Origin of the sequence: Peptacetobacter hominis, assembly GCF_006861675.1 — a bacterium.
GTDB classification, from domain to species: Bacteria; Bacillota; Clostridia; order Peptostreptococcales; family Peptostreptococcaceae; genus Peptacetobacter; species Peptacetobacter hominis.
In genome coordinates, this window is sequence record NZ_SGJB01000007.1 from 40,495 (window position 1) to 59,882 (window position 19,388).

At 28.2% G+C, this 19,388-nt stretch carries 21 protein-coding genes; 4 read left to right on the top strand and 17 right to left on the bottom strand.

The genetic code is table 11. The features are described 5' to 3' along the window. Window positions 1-30: 30 nt before the first annotated feature. Window positions 31-1,899: an SEL1-like repeat protein gene (locus EXD82_RS04875; RefSeq protein WP_174919165.1), complete on the bottom strand. Its 1,869-nt coding sequence runs from the start codon at window positions 1,897-1,899 to the stop codon at window positions 31-33. Window positions 1,900-2,143: 244 nt separating this feature from the next. Between EXD82_RS04875 and EXD82_RS04880 the strand changes: the two genes are divergently transcribed. Continuing rightward, window positions 2,144-3,055 carry an AEC family transporter gene (locus EXD82_RS04880; protein WP_246082013.1) on the top strand — a complete coding sequence of 304 codons (912 nt, stop codon included), beginning with the start codon at window positions 2,144-2,146 and terminating at the stop codon, window positions 3,053-3,055. A 143-nt stretch (window positions 3,056-3,198) separates the two neighbouring features. On the opposite strand, the gene EXD82_RS04885 is transcribed toward EXD82_RS04880, so the two are convergent. The 14 genes from EXD82_RS04885 to EXD82_RS04950 all read right to left on the bottom strand — a co-directional run bounded on the left by EXD82_RS04885 (window position 3,199) and on the right by EXD82_RS04950 (window position 13,474). After that, window positions 3,199-3,429, bottom strand: a complete 231-nt coding sequence (locus EXD82_RS04885; protein ID WP_142535796.1) for a hypothetical protein — start codon at window positions 3,427-3,429, stop codon at window positions 3,199-3,201. A 15-nt stretch (window positions 3,430-3,444) separates the two neighbouring features. After that, on the bottom strand, window positions 3,445-4,494 hold the full coding sequence (locus EXD82_RS04890) for a hypothetical protein (protein WP_142535797.1): 1,050 nt from the start codon (window positions 4,492-4,494) through the stop codon (window positions 3,445-3,447). A gap of 145 nt (window positions 4,495-4,639) precedes the next feature. After that, window positions 4,640-5,422: a hypothetical protein gene (locus EXD82_RS04895; protein ID WP_142535798.1), complete on the bottom strand. Its 783-nt coding sequence runs from the start codon at window positions 5,420-5,422 to the stop codon at window positions 4,640-4,642. After that, window positions 5,423-6,583, bottom strand: a complete 1,161-nt coding sequence (locus EXD82_RS04900) for a hypothetical protein (RefSeq protein ID WP_142535799.1) — start codon at window positions 6,581-6,583, stop codon at window positions 5,423-5,425. 12 nt (window positions 6,584-6,595) lie between these two features. After that, window positions 6,596-7,423: a hypothetical protein gene (locus tag EXD82_RS04905; RefSeq protein WP_142535800.1), complete on the bottom strand. Its 828-nt coding sequence runs from the start codon at window positions 7,421-7,423 to the stop codon at window positions 6,596-6,598. Beyond that, window positions 7,416-8,132 (bottom strand): ATP-binding cassette domain-containing protein, encoded by a 717-nt coding sequence (locus EXD82_RS04910; RefSeq protein WP_142535801.1) that lies wholly within the window; start codon window positions 8,130-8,132, stop codon window positions 7,416-7,418. The genes EXD82_RS04905 and EXD82_RS04910 overlap by 8 nt, the downstream gene beginning before the upstream one ends. Before the next feature lie 17 nt (window positions 8,133-8,149). Further along, complete coding sequence (locus EXD82_RS04915; protein WP_142535802.1) at window positions 8,150-8,512, bottom strand: GntR family transcriptional regulator; 363 nt, start codon at window positions 8,510-8,512, stop codon at window positions 8,150-8,152. Window positions 8,513-8,673: 161 nt separating this feature from the next. Continuing rightward, window positions 8,674-9,105, bottom strand: a complete 432-nt coding sequence (locus EXD82_RS04920; RefSeq protein ID WP_142535803.1) for a Fur family transcriptional regulator — start codon at window positions 9,103-9,105, stop codon at window positions 8,674-8,676. Between the two features lie 202 nt (window positions 9,106-9,307). After that, window positions 9,308-9,616 carry a PTS sugar transporter subunit IIB gene (locus EXD82_RS04925; RefSeq protein WP_142535804.1) on the bottom strand — a complete coding sequence of 103 codons (309 nt, stop codon included), beginning with the start codon at window positions 9,614-9,616 and terminating at the stop codon, window positions 9,308-9,310. Window positions 9,617-9,668: 52 nt separating this feature from the next. Further along, on the bottom strand, window positions 9,669-10,007 hold the full coding sequence (locus EXD82_RS04930; RefSeq protein ID WP_142535805.1) for a GIY-YIG nuclease family protein: 339 nt from the start codon (window positions 10,005-10,007) through the stop codon (window positions 9,669-9,671). Then, window positions 9,994-10,590 carry an NUDIX hydrolase gene (locus tag EXD82_RS04935; RefSeq protein ID WP_142535806.1) on the bottom strand — a complete coding sequence of 199 codons (597 nt, stop codon included), beginning with the start codon at window positions 10,588-10,590 and terminating at the stop codon, window positions 9,994-9,996. Before EXD82_RS04935 ends, EXD82_RS04930 begins: the two co-directional genes overlap by 14 nt. 128 nt (window positions 10,591-10,718) lie before the next feature. Next, on the bottom strand, window positions 10,719-11,480 hold the full coding sequence (locus EXD82_RS04940; RefSeq protein WP_142535807.1) for an acyl-CoA dehydratase activase: 762 nt from the start codon (window positions 11,478-11,480) through the stop codon (window positions 10,719-10,721). Between the two features lie 100 nt (window positions 11,481-11,580). Next, entirely contained in the window at window positions 11,581-12,606 is a 1,026-nt protein-coding gene (gene add, locus EXD82_RS04945; protein ID WP_142535808.1) for an adenosine deaminase, read from the bottom strand. A 49-nt stretch (window positions 12,607-12,655) separates the two neighbouring features. Further along, a complete protein-coding gene (locus tag EXD82_RS04950; RefSeq protein ID WP_142535809.1) occupies window positions 12,656-13,474 on the bottom strand; it encodes an Mrp/NBP35 family ATP-binding protein in 819 nt (272 codons plus the stop codon). A gap of 399 nt (window positions 13,475-13,873) precedes the next feature. Between EXD82_RS04950 and EXD82_RS04955 the strand changes: the two genes are divergently transcribed. Together EXD82_RS04955 and EXD82_RS04960 are read left to right on the top strand one after the other, a co-directional pair. Next, window positions 13,874-15,490, top strand: a complete 1,617-nt coding sequence (locus EXD82_RS04955; RefSeq protein WP_142535810.1) for a Na/Pi cotransporter family protein — start codon at window positions 13,874-13,876, stop codon at window positions 15,488-15,490. Between the two features lie 145 nt (window positions 15,491-15,635). Beyond that, window positions 15,636-16,367: a lysophospholipid acyltransferase family protein gene (locus tag EXD82_RS04960; RefSeq protein WP_142535811.1), complete on the top strand. Its 732-nt coding sequence runs from the start codon at window positions 15,636-15,638 to the stop codon at window positions 16,365-16,367. Between the two features lie 67 nt (window positions 16,368-16,434). Here EXD82_RS04960 and EXD82_RS04965 read toward each other — a convergent pair whose 3' ends face one another. Then, entirely contained in the window at window positions 16,435-17,370 is a 936-nt protein-coding gene (locus EXD82_RS04965) for a 4Fe-4S dicluster domain-containing protein (protein WP_142535812.1), read from the bottom strand. A 225-nt stretch (window positions 17,371-17,595) separates the two neighbouring features. Between EXD82_RS04965 and EXD82_RS04970 the strand changes: the two genes are divergently transcribed. Further along, window positions 17,596-18,522, top strand: coding sequence for a LysR family transcriptional regulator (locus EXD82_RS04970; protein ID WP_142535813.1), 927 nt, complete (start codon window positions 17,596-17,598; stop codon window positions 18,520-18,522). Window positions 18,523-18,550: 28 nt separating this feature from the next. Here the strand turns inward: EXD82_RS04970 and EXD82_RS04975 are convergent, their stop codons facing one another. Beyond that, window positions 18,551-19,381, bottom strand: coding sequence for a hypothetical protein (locus tag EXD82_RS04975; protein ID WP_142535814.1), 831 nt, complete (start codon window positions 19,379-19,381; stop codon window positions 18,551-18,553). Between the last annotated feature and the right edge of the window lie 7 nt (window positions 19,382-19,388).

Here is a 19,388-nt window from a genome sequence, read left to right on the forward strand (position 1 = left end):
GTCATCTCTTACGAGGTGACTTCTTTTAATTTAATTTTCATCATCAAAAATCATATCATCCTTAAATCCTTCAAGCATAGTCTCCAGATTTTCTTTTATATTCATTATATATCCTGGTATATACTCAGGTTTTTCTTGAACTTCTTCAGGACAAAGTTCAAATTCTGGTATTTGTATATCATTTACAGCGATGTCTATTTCTGGCATTGTATCGTATATATCACACGAATTTTCAAAACCATCTTTAGCAAGTTTTTCAAAAACAAGAAGTGATTTTTTATGATAAAGGCATCCCAGCATATATCCACAGTTTTTACTTCCAGCTTCAATACCTTCTCTAAAATATTTTTCGGCCTTAGTAAAATCATTTAATCTGAAATAAAGATTTCCAAGGTTCTCAATTGACTCTATACAGTTGTTTAATTTTGACTTCTCATACCATTCAGTAGCTGTTTCTGAATCATCATCAGATATATCTGATATAACCCCCATCATATGTTGACAATATGAGTTTCCTTCCTGAGCAGGAACACTGTAGTTTGATTTTGCTTCATCATATTGACCTTCGTTGTAATAAATTCTTCCAAGATGAACCATTGCATTTAAATGATTATTTTCTGCTGCTATTTCAAAGTATTTTATAGACCCTTTTATATTACCCATATTTTCATATATGCATGCAAGTCTGTACGCTGAATCAACATCTCCATTTTCGGCAGCCTTTTTGTACCATATAACAGCTCCTTCAAGATCTTCTCTTTCATCATAAATCTGTGCAAGTTTTATTTGACATGAAAGCTTTGACGGCATCATAGAAAAATATTCTATAGCTGTATCTACTTCTCCTATTTCAAGATATAAATCCCCAAGATTTTCAATAGCAGGTCTACAGTTCATATCTATAGAAGCTTTGAAAAGCTCAATTGCTCTATCATATTCTTTCTGTTCAAAGCATATACCACCAAGATTATTTGTTGATTCTATAATTCCATCATTGCTGGCTTCCTCATAAAGCTCTTTTGCATCATCTATATTTCCTTCTTTATTTAATAGGTTTCCTAATCTAAACTTTGACATCGTATGGTTCTGAGCAATTGCTCTTTCATAATATTCAAGTGCATCGTCCACATTATCTTCTCTGTCGTATATATATGCTAATCTGTACTGAGATTTCATATCACCGCTATCTGCACTCTTTTTATAATATTTTTCGGCTTCATCAAGTTTGTCATTTATTTCCATAATCATACCAAGATTAAAACATCCTTCTATGTAACCTATTTTGTATAACTGTTTATAAAGTGCAATAGCCTCTCTTGCTTCATTTCTCTGAGTATGAAAAACTGCAAGATTATACATACAATCAGGGTCATCATATCTGGCACCTTTTTTAAACATTTCAAATGCTTCGTCTTCTCTATCTAAAAGATTGTATAAAACACCTAGATTGTAGCATGCCTTTCCATAGTCTGAATCTGTTGCATCAAGAAGTATTTCTTCACATTTTTCATAATTTTTGAGTACATAATAAGTAACACCCATGTTATTCTGTGCAGCCAGAAGTCCTATTTTCATAGCTTTATCATACCAATATAAAGCATACTGATAATCTTCTTCCGAAAATTTTATATTACCTATATCCAAAGCTGCTTCTTCCATTCCACTTTTATAGGCTATTTTATACCATCTTTCAGCCTCTTCATATTCTCCCATATCTTCAAATATGTTTCCTAAAGTATACTGAGCTTTTACACTTCCTTCACTGGCAGCTTCTTCATATTTTTTTATTGCCGATTCCGTTTTACCTATCTTTTGAAGAAATTTTGCCTGTGTATATGCAACATTAGGATCATTTGAAATATCCTTTATGCTTTTAATTGAAAACATTGCATTTTTCATAATACTCCTCCATTCAATAAACCATTCATTATAGTTTATATTATATCAGATGATTATATTGTTTTACCAAAATTTCTATATTTTTATTTATAATTCCACAATAATAATAAAAATGTATGTAACTATAAAATTTTTTAATACATTATTTTTTTAACAATAATACATTTTAAATACAAACTTTTATTTATAGATAAATCTGCAAACTAATGGTATTATAGATATAGAGGTGATTTGTTTGAATTTTATGGATATATTTACCCAGGTTGCAATCTTATTTATTATAATCCTGGTTGGTTATTTTGTGAGAAGGTTTAATATGCTGGATGATGAATCGACATCAAAACTTTCATCACTTGTAATGAATATTTTTCTACCGGCAATGATAATAACAGCTATGCAGATTGATTTTGAAGCTGAATTAATTCCAAAGATGCTATCATTATTTGTTGTATCAATGGTAATGTTTGCTGTTTCAATAATAATTTCATTTATTATGAAATTATTTGTAAAATCAGAATCTGAGCTCGGAATATATCAATATGCCCTTGTTTTTTCAAATTCCGGATTCATGGGTTATCCGGTTGTTGAAGCTGTTTTAGGGAGTGGTGGTATATTTTATGCAGCTATATTCAATCTTCCTTTTAACTTTATATGCTTTACACTTGGAGTTTATTTCTTGTCAAAAGGACGACCTGGAAAAAAATTCTCATTAAAATCTATGGTCAATAGTTCAATAATAGCTGTAGTAATAGGACTTATATTATTTTTTACAAAAACAAAGCTACCAGTATTTATAAACGAACCACTTGTTCTTTTAGGAAATGTGACTACACCACTTTCAATGCTTGTTATAGGATCAATGCTGGCAGGATCTTCAGCTACAGAATGTTTTAAAATGCCTAAAATGTATATTCTTACTTTTTTAAGACTTATAGTAATACCTGTAGCTGTATTTATTGTACTTAAACCATTTAATTTTGATTCACTTGTTATGGCTATTCCTGTTGTTATAGGCGCTATGCCTTCAGCAGCGAATACAGCTATAATGGCTAATGAATATGGAGCGGATGTTTCTCTGGCTTCACAGGCGGTATTTTTTACAACATTATTTTCGGTTGTATCAATTCCGCTTATAAGTGTTCTACTTTTAAGTTAAATGAATCGTTATTTCTATATGATAATGATTTTATATTTCTGCAGAAATATTTTTTGATTATTTATTTTTATTAATAATCTTTTTATTTACTATTACAAAAAATTTAGGCTATCCTATTAATTAATAATAGAATAGCCTATTTTTTATTTTAACTTTTCTAAATCCATATATACATCTAACTGTGGTATAAAAATTAAATTATCTTTCATATGCGTACTTCCAAATTCCATAAGTATTTTGCCTTCTTTATCCCTAGTTATAGTATATTTTATGATATCACTATATTCATCTATATTTGCATGAAAAAAAGTACCTTCATACTGTTTAAATTTATAATCGAAAAGTTCTTTTGTAAGTTCTATTGTTAATAACATACTACCTCCATTTGTCTACTCTTTTATAAATATTGGAGATTGAATTCCTGATGCTCTGAATGTAGCTTCATACACGACCTTCTGTTTATCTATATCATAAACTTTCAAAGTTGACTTATCATCATAGCTCCCATCAAATGAAAATGTATAGCTATCTGATATTTCTGAGCCATAGATAGTTTTATATGATTCTACATAAAAGATTTTATTGCCATAAAATGCATAATTTTCAGAACCTGAATAAGAAATCTCTCTATCATCTGAAGATAAATTACGCGCTAAGAAATCAAGCTTATGAACTTCTAACAGCTTTAATTTTTTCCTTTTATCATACCTATACAGATATAAATCTTCTGTACCTTTTTTTACAACAAGTTCTATATCATTTCCTTTTACTCTTGATAGAACTACCTGATACGTAAAAGAAAAATCATCTTCATAATTGAAATCTTCAAGACTATTTATTTCAGAAAAAACGCTTCTATTTATATTATATACTATTATCCCAATAGATGCATCATTGATATTATATGTTGATATATATATATTCTCTCCATCTGTAAATGTAGAATTATTACCTCCTTCAATAAAATTAGCCTCTGAAATTTCGCTTTGAGAAGATATTTTGTATGTAGAATTGTATATATCAAATTGAATAGCCGTTATTTTTTTCATACTCTTATCTGCATAAAGTGCATATATTCTATCTTCATATACCATTAATTTAAGTAGGTTTAAATAATTTTCTACATTATCTTTTATAAATATCTTTTTATCTTCTACTTTTGAATTCTCTCCAAATACTATTATTTTAAAGTATGGATTTAAAGATTCTGTTATCGTATTTATCACATAAACATCTTTATTTGCTTGAAAAATTGAGTTTTCATTGATATTATCTGAATATTCTCTTATCTTCTTTTCACTTTTAAAGTCATTGTTAATATAATTGAAATCAGTGTAATAACCTGAATATAGAGTACTTTTAGATAAATCATTCCCAAATATTAACTTTTCAATCTGTTTCCCATTCGATATCTGTGTCATAAGAGAAATTTTTCCCATCTCATATCTATTACCTTTCTCATAAATAGGATGAATTCTACTGTGAGATAATGATGTAAAGCGTAAACAAAGTATTATTGATATAAATATAAATATCAGAATAAGCATAATCCGCTTTCTTATATAATTCATAATATCCTCCTAATTAAAGTTCTATTTTTTGAAGAATAGTTTTTGAAATTTCAAATGAAAGTATATTAAGTATTATTCCTGCAAGAAAAATAAAAAATGTATTTCTTGCAAAAATATAGAATATAAATATACTAATTAAAAGTATTACTGATAATATAAGAATTGCTATTTTTTTTATTGCATTACCTTTCCAGACATGATTTATTAATATGCACAACATAGATAATGTAGATACAAATGCTGTCATACCTAGGATATATATAAGGCTAAAATTATAAATATTGTATGGAATAATATTTATCATATATAAATCTGATTCTAAAAAAGCCTTCAGTGGTGATATGAAATAAATATTTTTATTTAATATTGAAAATATTAACCCTATGAAACCAGAAAATAAGATATATGCAATTATATTTGCTATAAAAATAAAGTATATACACATTGTTTTGGCTACATATAAATTAATTCTATCTAAAGGAATAATACAATATATGTAAAAACTTTTGTTTTTTCCAAAAAAATCTCCCATCCAAATAAGTATTCCTGCTAAACTACATAAAAACATTGTAAATAGAAATACTTTAATACTATTTGTCCCCAATATAATTGAATATGAGAATTTTTCAGGTATATTTGAAGCATTGTATCCAAGACTACTAAAAGTACTATTAAATTTATTCAAATTTGAAATCATACTGTAAAATAGCATAATTCCATTTAACCGCAATATAATCACAAATTTTAATCTATTTCTTTTCAGTTCATTCATAAATATATATAAAACTTTATTCATCTACCTACCCACCTTTTCAAAAGAAGAATCATTTGAATTTTGTAGATTAAAAATTTTTGCATCAAATAGTATACTTTGATTTTTTCTATCGATAACTTCTAATTTAGATAAATTTGATTTATTTGCAGTTGCACTATATGAAAATACATATATTCTATCATTTTCTATATAAAAACTTAGTAATGTATCCGGTTTTCTTTCCATGCAATCAATTTGGGATTCTGTAAATTCCATACTGTTTAGATCTATGTCTATTATTCTAAAATCATTGACTGTATCTTTTATATCAGTATATATTGCTCCTTCAAGTATGTGTAACTTATCTTCTTGATAAGAAAACCGTATTTCTGTTGCATTTTGTAAAATTTTACAATCAAAAGATTTATTTTTATTTATATCGTATTTACATATATAAATTTCAGATAACGGTTGCACCTCGTCAGAATTTATTTTTTTCTCCATAATATAGCACAAGTACCCTCTTTCATCAGTTCCATCTACCTCTGAAAACAATACTGACTCATATTTCTTATCAGCAACAACCTCTCTTCCTGAAATTTTGTCTATACTCATGTCATTTGAATTTATTTTAAAAATACACAGACTCTTATTACCTTTAGTATTGTTATATGAAATAATAAAATATATATTTGATTTCTCAACATGAACTCCGTTTATCTCTGGTATTTCATATTCAAGGATATCATTTAATGAAATATTTATTTCTGTTTCCTCTAAATTTCTTTTGTCAAACTTGTTAGAATCAATCTCTTTTGTATAATTAATTCTTTTCATTTTTGTATTTCCAGTATATACATATATTTTATATTGCCCACTATTTGTTTCTGAATTGCTGAAAGCTATAGCGGGAATTTTTTTACCTGCTTGACCGGATATTCTATATATACTACTATTATCTGTTATATTTTCACTTTTTATCTTAGAGTGCGCATTTAGACCGGTTTTATCTATAATGTATTCTCTTTCAAAATTTTTCCCTAATTTAACATCTTCTATTTTTAAAGCAATATTACCCATTTTGTTAATATTCCCATTTTGTGTAACTATTTTTGCATCGGTTTCTCTACTTGAAAAAATAAACATAAAACCTATTAGTATTAGCAATATATATACACATACGTGATTTATTTTTAATTTCATATCGATTCCCCCTTATAATTCTAGTTTTTTCTCTATAAGTAAATAAGATAAAACTGCAGAAATTATGCTAAATATAATTGATAAAATTATTCTTACTACTATAATATTGCTAGTTATTCCTGTCAAAATAAAAATATTATAAATAAATTTGTCCATTACTTTGATGGGAATATTAAGAGAAGCGTATGTAAGAATAGCTATAGATACCACAAACACATAAGAATTAGATCTAAATACCATAAATATAATTGAACAAAGAGAAAGTAATGAAATTATACAAAGAAGATAAAAAATATTTTCAATAATAAAATCTCCTATATATATATTTAAGAACATTATCTTTGGCATACTTATAATATCCTCTCTAAGATTTGTTTTTATTACCTCAACTTTCGATGATGCTATGAAATAGAATATATTTTTTGCTGCATATATAGAGATAATCTGAGTAAAAACCACTGAATTTACAAAAATAATTGAATTTATCAATTTTGATATATAAATATTTATTTTTGATATAGGAAGAGTCATTATAGTTAAAATAGATTCATTTTTTTCATATAATCCTATGACCCAAGACATGACTGTATATGCAGTAGCCCCAAATATACTTATTGCAGAAATAAAAAGTATATAAACATTTTCATAGAAAATATCTGAAAATACAATTCCTTCTTTATGAGTAAAAGGGTTTATTACATTTATATTTTTGTCTATAAATATAAATGTGCATATCACTATGAAAATAAATGTAAGTATAGCAGTTATTAGATTATATAATATATAAACATTAAAATTCTTTCTAAAATCCAGGTTTAAAACAGTAATGAATTTACTCATTTGAATACACCTCTCTCATCTTATCTAGAATCGATATATTCTCTAACTCCCTCAGTTCTTCTGCGTTTATTTTTAAAACTACTTTTCCATCGTCTACAAAAAAGACATCATCTACAATATTTTCAATCTCGGATATTTCATGAGTAGTTATCACAATAGCTTGATTTTCATCCATATATTTAGGAATCATTCCTACAAACTCTTCGCGTTTCAAAAAATCTATTCCAGAAAAAGGTTCATCAAGAAGCAGATATTTAGCTCCCTGAGAAAATCCGATAATCAACTTTATCCTTGCCATATTTCCCTTCGAAAGATTATTCATTATATAATTTTTATCAAGACCAAAAATATCAATCATTTCATATGCTCTTTTCATATCCCAGTTTTTATAAAAAAAATCCATAAACTCGAAAGTTTCCTTTATGCTCATCCCGGAAAAATAACTATCTATATCAGGAATAAAAGAAAGTATATTGTATGTATCTTTTGATATTTTCTTTCCATCAACTAAGACTATTCCCATATCAGGCTTTAGTAATCCTGCCATAGTCTTCAGAATACTTGTTTTCCCCGCTCCATTTATGCCAAGTATCGCTGTTATCTTTCCAGTTTCTATTTCTATATTTATATCATCAAGTACATTAAATTTCTTATATCCAAACTTATTTATTCTTTTAAATGATTTGCTTACATTTTTTAATTCAATCATAAAAATATCCTCCACTTTTATTTATCATAAAATTTATCTATAATCTGAATTACTTCTTCTTTAGATACATTGATAGATTTCATTTCTTGTATAAAACTCTTCAGTGATTCGCTTATAAGTTCTTCTTTTAGAGCAGATATAATTCTATTGTCAGTAGTTATACTACTCTGATGATTTTTATAGGTAACAATAAGACCTATATTATTCATCTCTTTATATGCCTTTTGAACAGTGTTAAGATTTATTTTCATTGATGACGCCATCTCCCTTCTCGAAGGAATTTCATCCCCAGGTTTAAGTTCTCCTATTATAATTTGTCTTTTTATATATTTTATAATCTGAAGATATATAGGAGATGATGAATCGATTGTAAAATACATAGATCCTCCTTTCGCCCCAAAGTGTATTATGTGCATAGTACACTTTTGTCATAAATATCTTTTTTAATAGAAGACATAAAAAATTACCTTCTAAGTGTATTATATGCATAGTACACCCAGAAGGTAAAGTTACAGAAATGTAATATTTAGGTTATAAAATATTATAAATTAGTGTTTATACATCTAATTTCAAGATTCTCGTCATATCCTTTATCTATAAGAAACTTTTTCATTACCAATTTTAAATCACAGCATTCAAGCTCTATAATCTCACCTGTAGAAAGGACAACCTCACATCTGCTACATATATTGTAAATATCTGGTTCAGAAAATGTAAATTTCTCATTTTCATCTATTATACCAGCCTCCTGAAGTATTCTTATAAATCTATATACTGTAGCAAGACCTATACTTCTATCCTTCTTCTTTGATGAATAATATATTTCTTTTATAACTAAGCTATCTTCTTCTAGTATTGTCTCTAATATCAGTTTTCTTTGAAAGGTTATCCTATATCCTTTATTTTTAAGTTCTTCCAATATTATTGAAGTAAGTTTTTCTCTATTTGCAATGGTCAATTTTCCGTGAAACAATCTACCATCTCCTTTTTAAAAGTGATTTTTATTATCATATATAAATTATAATCATCATTCCCTCTATAGTCAATACTCTAATAAAATAAGAATATAAATTTAATATAATTGTATTCTCATAATCACTATTTTTCATATAATAATAAAAAGCCTAGTATTATTGTATACCAAGCTTTTATTAGTCAACTATTTATAGATCAATTTATTTTCCACAAAGTTCAAGAGCAAGATTTAAAGTGGCATGACCATCACAAGATCCAAATTTTACCATATCAATAAGTTCTATAACCATATTTTCTGATGCTTTTTCTTTTATTTCTGATTCATATGCAGCAAGCTGCGGACTTAAAAGCATAACATCAAAATCAGCTTCTTCTATCTTTTTATCTATTTCCGGTTTTCCTATAGCTTCTATAGAACATTCTATTCCTCTTGATTCAGCTTCCTTTTTCATTCTATCTACAAGTATAGATGTAGATAATCCTCCTGTACAAGCAACTATTATATTCATTCATTTCCTCCAAAATATATCAATAATAATATTTATTATATTACTGTTTTTTTTAGCCTGTCAATATATTATTTTTATCAATATATACTATTTCTATGTTTTTTTTATTCATAAAATCTTTTACTAACAGTTCTGGGTTTTCTATAATTAAAAGTTTTTTATTTCTACTCATCTGCTTAATAAAAGCTTCTAATTTCATAGCATTTGATTTGCTTTCAGACAAAAACAATGCTTCCAATGATTTATACTTTCTACTTTTTGTGTACTTACAATTTATACCTTTTTTATGCTCTTTTATTCTTCTTTTTATATCAGTAGTATATCCTGTATAAAGACTATTATCTGCACATCTTATTATGTATGTATAAAATCCTGTTTTATAATTTTCCATACACAAACCTTTGAAGAATTAAATATGCTTTTACATCCATTTTTCTATTACTTTTTAGCATTTCTTCAGCTTCTTTTTTATCTATAAGAAAAGTTTCTATATCTTCATTTTCTTCAAGAAAATCTTTGCTTACTTCTCCGTTACATTTGCAGTATACAAATGCACATGATTCATCTGTCATACCTGGAGAGAGATACACTTTATCAATGCTTTCATCACTATTTATGGATACAAGATTTAAACCGGTTTCCTCAAAAAGTTCTCTCTTTACAGAATTATAAATATCCTCTCCCGGATCTATAAGTCCTGCAGGAAGAGAATATACATAATCATTAATTGGAACTCTATATTCTTTTATAATTACAAGTTTGTCTAAATCCTCATGTACAGCAACTATAACTACAGCATCTGCACTGTCTTCTTTTTTGTTAAAATATATGTCTCTAAGAGTTTTCTCATCTTTTCTAGAAGCTAACATCCATGTTTTAGTATTTTTTACTTTATTTTCGTATTTAAGCTCATACATACTCAGAAATTTTGTACAACTAACAGATTTTATATCTTTTACTCTTCTTATTCTCATACTTTCACCCTCTTTTCAAAAGATAATACAATCTCCTATAAATTATATCACCACAAAAAAATTATTTCTATGAATATTATATTTTTTTAAATTAAAAAATGGCAGTAAATAAACTGCCATCTTTTGATTTATCTTTTACCATATCCTATAACAGCAGCTCCTAAAGCTCCTATTATCTGTGTATCTTCTGCAAGAAAGATATCTTTTCCCAAAATATTGCTTATCATTTTAACTAATTCCTTACTTTTTGCAAGACCACCTGTAAAAGCTATCGTATCAACAATTTCTCCTCTTGATAACATAGAGGTAGATTTATTAGCTATTGACTTAAGTATCCCCGCTGCTACCTGACCTGTAGATACGTTTTGAGCAAGCAAACTTACTATTTCAGACTCAGCAAATACGGTACACATACTTGATATATTTACAGGTTCATTTCCTGCTGCAAGTTCATCTATTTTTGTTATATCACTTCCAAGTATATTTGAAGTAACTTCAAGGAATCTTCCTGTACCCGCCGCACATTTATCATTCATAAGGAAGTTTGTAACATTTCCATCAGAGTCTAAATTTATAACCTTGCTGTCCTGACCTCCTATATCAAGAATAGTTCTGACATTACTGTTTATAAAATGTATACCTTTTGTATGACATGTTATTTCAGTAACTTTTTTATCTGCAAAATCCATCACGCCTCTTCCATAACCAGTACCGACTACTTTTTTTATTTCATTTTCATCAATACCTTCTTTTAGCTGTTCATAAACTTCCCTTGCTGTAGTCATTGGGCTCCAACCTGTAGGAACAATTATTTTTTTTATTATTTTTTCTCCATCAAATAAAACACCTTTAGTGGCAACTGATCCTGAATCAACACCTATACTATACATACTACCTCCTAAATATACCTGTTTATACAGATATAAATTATATGAATTTCTATTTACATTAATAATTTTATCACTTATATAAAGGTAATAACTATTTATATTATCTATATTTCAATGCTTCGGGATAGTTTTTTTCTATAATAGATATTAATTTTTCTTTTGTGGATTCCTCTGCAAAAGAATATTTTACTGAATCCAGATATATTTTAAGAAAATCAATTGTATTCATATCAAATACTTCAGAACATAATGATATTTCTTTTCCAACAGATGTATTTGATACTGTTCTATTATCTGTATTTAAAGATACAGGGATACCATAATCTATTATTTTTTTTATTGGATGGCTTTCTATATTCTCTACAGCTTTCGTTTGAACATTACTTGTAGGACATATTTCAAGCATTATATTATTTTCTTTTACATAATCCATAGCATCTTTATTTTTTATTATTCTAACACCATGACCTATTCTTTCTGCATGAAGTTTTTTTATTGAGTCAATTACATTTTTCCAACCAGCAGCTTCTCCTGCATGTATTGTTATATGAAATCCTGCTTTATACGCATAATCCATAGCATTTATAAACTTATCTGCAAAGCCTTCATCTTCTCCACCTGCTAAATCTATCGCCTTCACTTTTTTACAGTTAGAATTCTTTGCCGCTTTTATAGTTTTTATGGCCTCATCTTCACTTAAATGTTTCATACAACAAACTATTATATTAGCTTCTATATTAAAGTATTTTTCCGCCTTTAAAATACCTTCTTCAACTGCTTTTATAGCTTCCTCCTGTGAAAGCCCACCATTTGTATGCAATACTGGTGCAAATCTTATTTCAATATATTTTACATTCTCAAATACTGCATCCTCAAGTAATTCAAATGTTATTCTATTTATACTTTCACTATCCTGCATAACTTTAAGAGGTAAGTCAAATCTTTTAAGGTATTCATCAAGTGAATCACATTCTTCGGGAGCTATCAATTTTTCTTTTATCTCATCTAAGTTATACGATGGAATTTTTATTTCTTTCTTCTTTGCAAGTTCTATTATTGTTTCGGGTCTAACACTTCCATCAAGATGACAGTGTAGTTCTATCTTTGGAATATGATTCCAGTCCATTAAAACACCTCCATTTATATAAAAGGACCGGTATACCGGTCCTTAAAAACTATTTTATTTTTGATATTATAGATGATACTATAGAAGATATTTTTTCATCTGTTTCAGAAACTCCATTCTGAGTTATATCTATTATAGCTTTACTCATAGGGAATTCCCCTAATAATTCAAGATTATGTTTTTTCATAAAACTATCTGTTTCTTCTCCTTCAAATAGTTTTATTTTTTTACCACAATCAGGGCATTCTATATAGCTCATATTTTCAACTACACCATATACAGGTATATTCATTTTTTTCGCCATATTTACAGCTTTTGCTACTATCATAGATACAAGATCCTGAGGAATTGAAACCATTACAGTACCACTTATTGGTATACTCTGCATAACTGTAAGAGCTACATCACCAGTTCCAGGAGGCATATCTATAAGAAGATAATCAAGTTCTCCCCATATAACATCTGAATAGAACTGTTTAACAACTCCTCCAAGTATAGGTCCTCTCCATATTACTGGTTCATTTTCATCATCCATCATAAGATTTATTGACATAAGTTTTATACCATTTGAGTTTACAACTGGATATATATTTTTACCGTCACTCATAGCTTTGGCATCTTTTACACCCATAAGTCTTGGTATACTAGGTCCTGTTATATCAGCATCAAGTATTCCTACTGAGTATCCTTCTTTTGCAAGTTCATTGGCTATAAGAGCTGTTACAGTAGACTTACCTACCCCACCTTTTCCACTCATTATACCTATGATTTTTGATATATTGTTTTTTGGATTATTTTCTATTGCACAGCTTTCTTTTGTACTGCTGCTGCAAGTCCCTTTTGATGGACAGTTACTGCAATTTGACATTAGTATTCCCTCCAATTATGTTACTATTTGGCATATGTTTAATACCTACATTAATATTTTAATACAAGGTAATTGTAAAGTCTATATGACTTTTAATAATAAATATTTAATATTGTTCCTATATATACACTTGTATACCTTTATATAAACTTTTTTGCTCATACGTTATTAATATAATTTTAATATTCTTAACATTTCATTTTATACTAAAAGCAAGTAATTTCAATGGTTGTAATTTGAGAGGTTAACAATTTTAATCAATTTTAAATATTTTTACATAGTTTTAACATTATCTTAACTATTATTTAATCTAATATAAGATACAATTTGATATTCTTATATAGTCGTGTGAAACGTTAACAAATTAGGTATCAAATATATTTATTTCAGGAGGAAAAAATGGAAATAGCAATTACATTAATGGGTGGTCTTGGAATGTTCCTTTACGGAATGACAGTTATGGGTGAAGGACTTCAGAAAGCCGCAGGAAGCAAACTAAAGAAAATAATTGAAATGCTTACAAGCAACGTTGTAATGGGAGTTCTTGTAGGTACTGTTGTTACAGGTATCATTCAGAGTTCTTCTGCAACTACAGTAATGGTTGTAGGATTTGTAAACGCCGGAATAATGACACTTTCTCAGGCCATAGGGGTAATAATGGGAGCAAATATAGGTACAACTGTTACAGCACAGCTTGTATCATTCAGTCTTGAGGATGTAGCTCCTATAGCTCTTGGTATAGGTATTGTTTTTTATATGTTCACTTCTAAAGAAAAAACTAAGCAGATAGCGGAAATACTGATTGGTTTTGGTCTTCTTTTTATAGGTATGGAATTTATGAAAAATGCAGTGGAACCTTTATCAGAGTATGAATCATTCAGAAATGCACTTTTATATTTAAGTAAAAACCCTGTACTTGGAATACTTGCAGGATTTGCAATAACTGGTATAGTACAGAGTTCTTCTGCATCAATGGGTATGCTTATAGCACTTGCATCTCAGGGGCTTGTTCCTCTTACAGCTGCACTTCCTATACTTTACGGAGATAATATAGGAACATGTGTTACATCACTTATATCAAGTTTAGGAGCAAGCCGTAACGCAAAGAGAGCTGCAGTAATGCACCTTTCATTCAACGTTATAGGAACTATTCTTTTCATGCTTGTACTTAACAAACCTATAATGATGATAGTTCAGCATCTTGACCCAGAAAATACAGCAAGACAGATAGCAAATGCTCATACTTTATTTAACCTTACAAATGTGGTTATACTTCTTCCTTTCTCTAAATATATAGTTAAACTTGCAGAAAGACTTGTCCCAATCAAAGAAGAAGAAGTTGAACTTGCTACTGAAAATACTACTAAATATCTTGACGAAAGAATGTTTGAAACTCCATCAATAGCTCTAGGAAATGCACTTAAAGAAATTCTTCGTATGGGAGAAAAATCTGAGAAATCTCTTTCTAGTTCAATATCTTCAGTAATAGATGCTGATCCAAAAGCATTTGACAGAGTTTTCAAATATGAAAATACAGTAAATATGCTTCATAGAAATATTCTTAATTATCTTTTAAAACTTTCAAATACTAATATGAATAGTAATGAAAGAATACGGGCTGATAACTACTTCCATATAGTAAACGACATTGAAAGAGTTTCAGACCATGCTAAAAATATTGTTGAAATAGGTAAAAATCTTATAGACTCTGACAGTAGATTTTCAGAAAGTGGACTTGATGAGATAAAGACAGTATATAACACAGCATTTAAAAACTTTTCAACTGCTATAGAATATATAAATTCTGAGGATGATTCGTTATTTGATGATATAATGGAGAGAGAAAAAGAAGTAAATGCTCTTGTGAAAAAATATAGAAATGATCATCTTAATAGATTCAACAGAGGAATATGTACTGTAGATACAAGTGTATTCTTCCTTGATATATTATCGAATCTTGAGAGGGTTTCAGATCACTCTACTAATATAGCTGAAAAGATAAAATCAATTCATTAATTCTTATTATTAAAAAACCGTGTTAATAAAAAACACGGTTTTTTAATTGCTAAAATTTACATTATTTTCACGATAAATTCTAATCAATATTATATTATTTTCTATAACAAATAATTAATATGATTATATAAAAGGAGAAAATATTATGTTTAATTACATAAAATTTGCAATTACACAGATAGTAGGATTTATATTTTCATTGATACCGCTTAGTATATTTAAATCTTCTCCAGATAAATATTCACAAGAAGATAAATCCAGATTTCTTAATTTACATGCAAAAAAATCTCTCAAAAGAGTAAAAATAAATCTAGATATAAAAGGACGTGAAAACATTCCTGACGAACCAGCCTTATTTGTTGCTAATCATTCGAGTATGCTTGATGGATTTATTCTTATGGCAAGCATTGAAAAACCATTTGGGTGTGTAATAGCTGATGAGCCTGTTTGGAGAAATATTCCCATAGTAAGAAAATGGGCTTCTTTAGTAAAATGTGTCTATATGAATAGAGAAAATAACAGGGAAGGAATGAAAAGTATTATAAAAGCTGCTGAGAACATAAAAAATGGTCAGTATATGGCTATTTTCCCCGAGGGAGATCTTACATGGGTAAAAGATAATTCGGCTATAATATCCGATTTTAAAGCAGGAGCCTTAAAAATAGCATATAAAGCAAAATGTCCTATTGTTCCTGTTGCGATAAAAAATTCAAAGGATACTTATGAAGGATATCAGCCCTATGGAAAGATAAACTCAAAGGATGTTTGTGTTGAATTTCTTAAACCTGTAGTCGAACATATTGAAAATCCAAGATGTAAAACTATAGAACTTGCTGAAAAAATAAGATGTAGTATGATAGAATCAATAGTTAATTAAAATAAACATATATCAATAATAAAAAATGACAGATTTTATTTTATCTGTCATTTTTTATTTGCTTCTATTATTTACTTATTTCTCTTTTTAAAATTTCATCTTTTCTTGATAGAATTTCATCGCTTAAAAGTTCTTTTTCTACTGTTTCAAATCCTAATCTTTCAACTGTCTCAGCGAATCTCTCACCAAAATTACCTTTTTCTCTAAATAAAAGAATCGCTTTTTCTAATGTAGAAAGAACTTCTTCCTCGCTTGTAAATATCTTTCCTAATATTTTACCATGAGATATCTTTTTACCCCATCTTCCAGCTATATATACTTTATATCCTCTTATTTCAGGATCTATTGCTTTGAAATAACATTTTGAATAACATCTTCCACATTTTATACATACTTCAGGATCTATAACAGCTATATTCCCATCTTTTGATGCGGCATTCATAGGACAAACATCCTCTACTGCACATTTTTTACATCCTTTACATTTATCCTCATTTACAGATGGTACAAACCGTCCTATTACACCGAAGTCATTAAGATCAGGTTTTACACAGTTATTTGGACATCCCCCTACCGCTATTTTAAACTTGTGAGGAAGCATTACCTCATGATATCCAGTATAAAATCTATCATGTATCTTTTCAGAAAGGTCAAATGTATCTATAAGTCCATACTGACATGTGGTACCTTTACATGAAACAACAGGTCTAACTCTTTTACCAGAACCTCCTGTTTCAAGACCTCCCTCTGCAAGAAAAGACATAAAAGGTTCTATATTTTCAAAAGGTATACCCTGACATTCAAGAGTAAGTCTTGTTGTCATAAGTACATTTCCATTTCCATATCTTTCTGCCGCTTCAGCAACTCTTTTTAGCTGCTCAGAATTAACTTTACCGTTTACAGTTATTACTCTTCCTGAAAATTCATCTGTTCCTTTATTGCTGAAAAAACCAAGGCCTTTTACTCTAGTTTCGTCAGCTTTGCTTATTGTTAATGTCGCCATAGTATTCCTCCAATAAATAGTTTTTAAAATAACACATATGTATAATATACCACTTTAGTGAAATAAATTAAAGTTTATATAGATTATAATAAATATAACTAATACTTATATATTATAGTATATGTCATCTATATTTTAAATATAAAATAGATATATTGAAAGGTTTATGATTATGATTTATCATTAATATATAATATCTATATTCAAATTCAGGAGGAAAATATAATGACTATTAGACACCTTAAAATATTTATAACTGTTGCTGAAACAGGAAAAATGAGTGCTGCAGCTTCAAAATTCTATATTTCACAGCCAGCTGTAAGTCAGGCTATAAAAGAAATGGAAAATTATTATGGACTTCTCCTGTTTGAAAGAGTTTCTAAAAAACTTTATATAACTGAATCCGGCAAAAAGCTATTAAAATATGCCAAAAGAGTTATCTCTGAGTTTGATGCACTTGAGGAAGAAATGATTGCTGAAAAACAGATAAAAAGGATAAAAATCGGTGTTACTATAACTGTAGGAACAAATTTCATATCCGATGTTATTGATAAAATAAATAAATATGATCCAGAAATAGAAACAGTTATATATATGAATAATACAAAAAATATAGAAGAAATGCTTCTATCATCAGAAATAGATATTGCCGTTGTTGAAGGTAATATAAAAAATAAAGATCTTATTGTTATACCTGAGGTCGATGATTTTCTGGTTCTAGCATGTTCACCATCTCATACTTTTGCAAATAAGGATATTATTAAATACAGTGAACTTGAAGATGCCTATTTTGTTATGAGAGAAAAAGGCAGTGGTACAAGAGAACTTTTTGAAAATTTCATGGAAAAAAACAATCTTAAAATTAAAACTTCATGGGAGGTTAACTGCCCAAGTGCAATAAAGAATATTATCCTTAGAAATAATTGTGTTGCTGTTGTTTCTGCCAGAATTCTCGAAAAGGAGATAAAAGAAGGAAGCCTGTATGTAATAAAAAATTCTTCTAATGAATGGAAAAGAGATTTTTCTGTAGTATATCATAAAAATAAACGTCTTAATAAATCAGCAAAAAAACTAATTGAAATCGTAAAATCAAACAGTGAAATGAATATTCTAGATAATATAAAAACCGGAAAACTAATACCAGATAAATAAAAAGAGGCCTAAAAGCCTCTTTTTGTAATTAAAATATTCTTCTTATTGCACTTCCAATATACGAAATAATTATCGAAACAGCAGTAAAAGGAATACATATTACTATACACATTGTCATAATCATAAAAAGATATGTTACTGATTTTGTAAATATCTCTCCAAAGTTAAATCCAAAGTACCCCAGTACTACAGTCAGAATAATTATTATTAAAGCAACTATAAAAGATGCATTTATACTGTTTTCAATATCTTTTTTACTTAAAGAAAGATGTATCGATATAGAATATACTGAAAAAAGAATCAGTATTCCCTGTATACTTTTTAATGATGGTGATTTTAGGATAAGAAACATTGTGTCTATGCCAGCTGTCAAAATATGTAGAATAAATTTTACAATTTCTCTGCTTTCTATCATATTTATACTCTTATCTATGTTGACAATCATATCAAAAATCTCAGCTTCACTTCCAAGATACAGCCTTATAAGGCTATATATTATAATACTTCCTATTATCACAGGAGCTGTCCCTATAAAAAAGTCCCCTATCATTTTATAAATATTGCCTTTTTCTCTAGAGTGTACAACTCTTCCTAATACTCCATCGTTTTTCAATGCAGATGGCCTAAATAATTCGACTGATTCAACTTTATGCAGAAATATTCTGCATGTAATATAGTGGCTTAATTCATGTACTGGAACACCTATAATTCCTGTTATAAGAAGACCCTTTTTCCCGGTACCCTGTTGCAGATAATATATATTTTTATCTTCAATAAGATTAAGTATAAGACCTAAAATAAATATACCGACTATAAAATAAATAGAATTAAACAGTCCTTCAAAAAAAAGATTTACCATATGTACC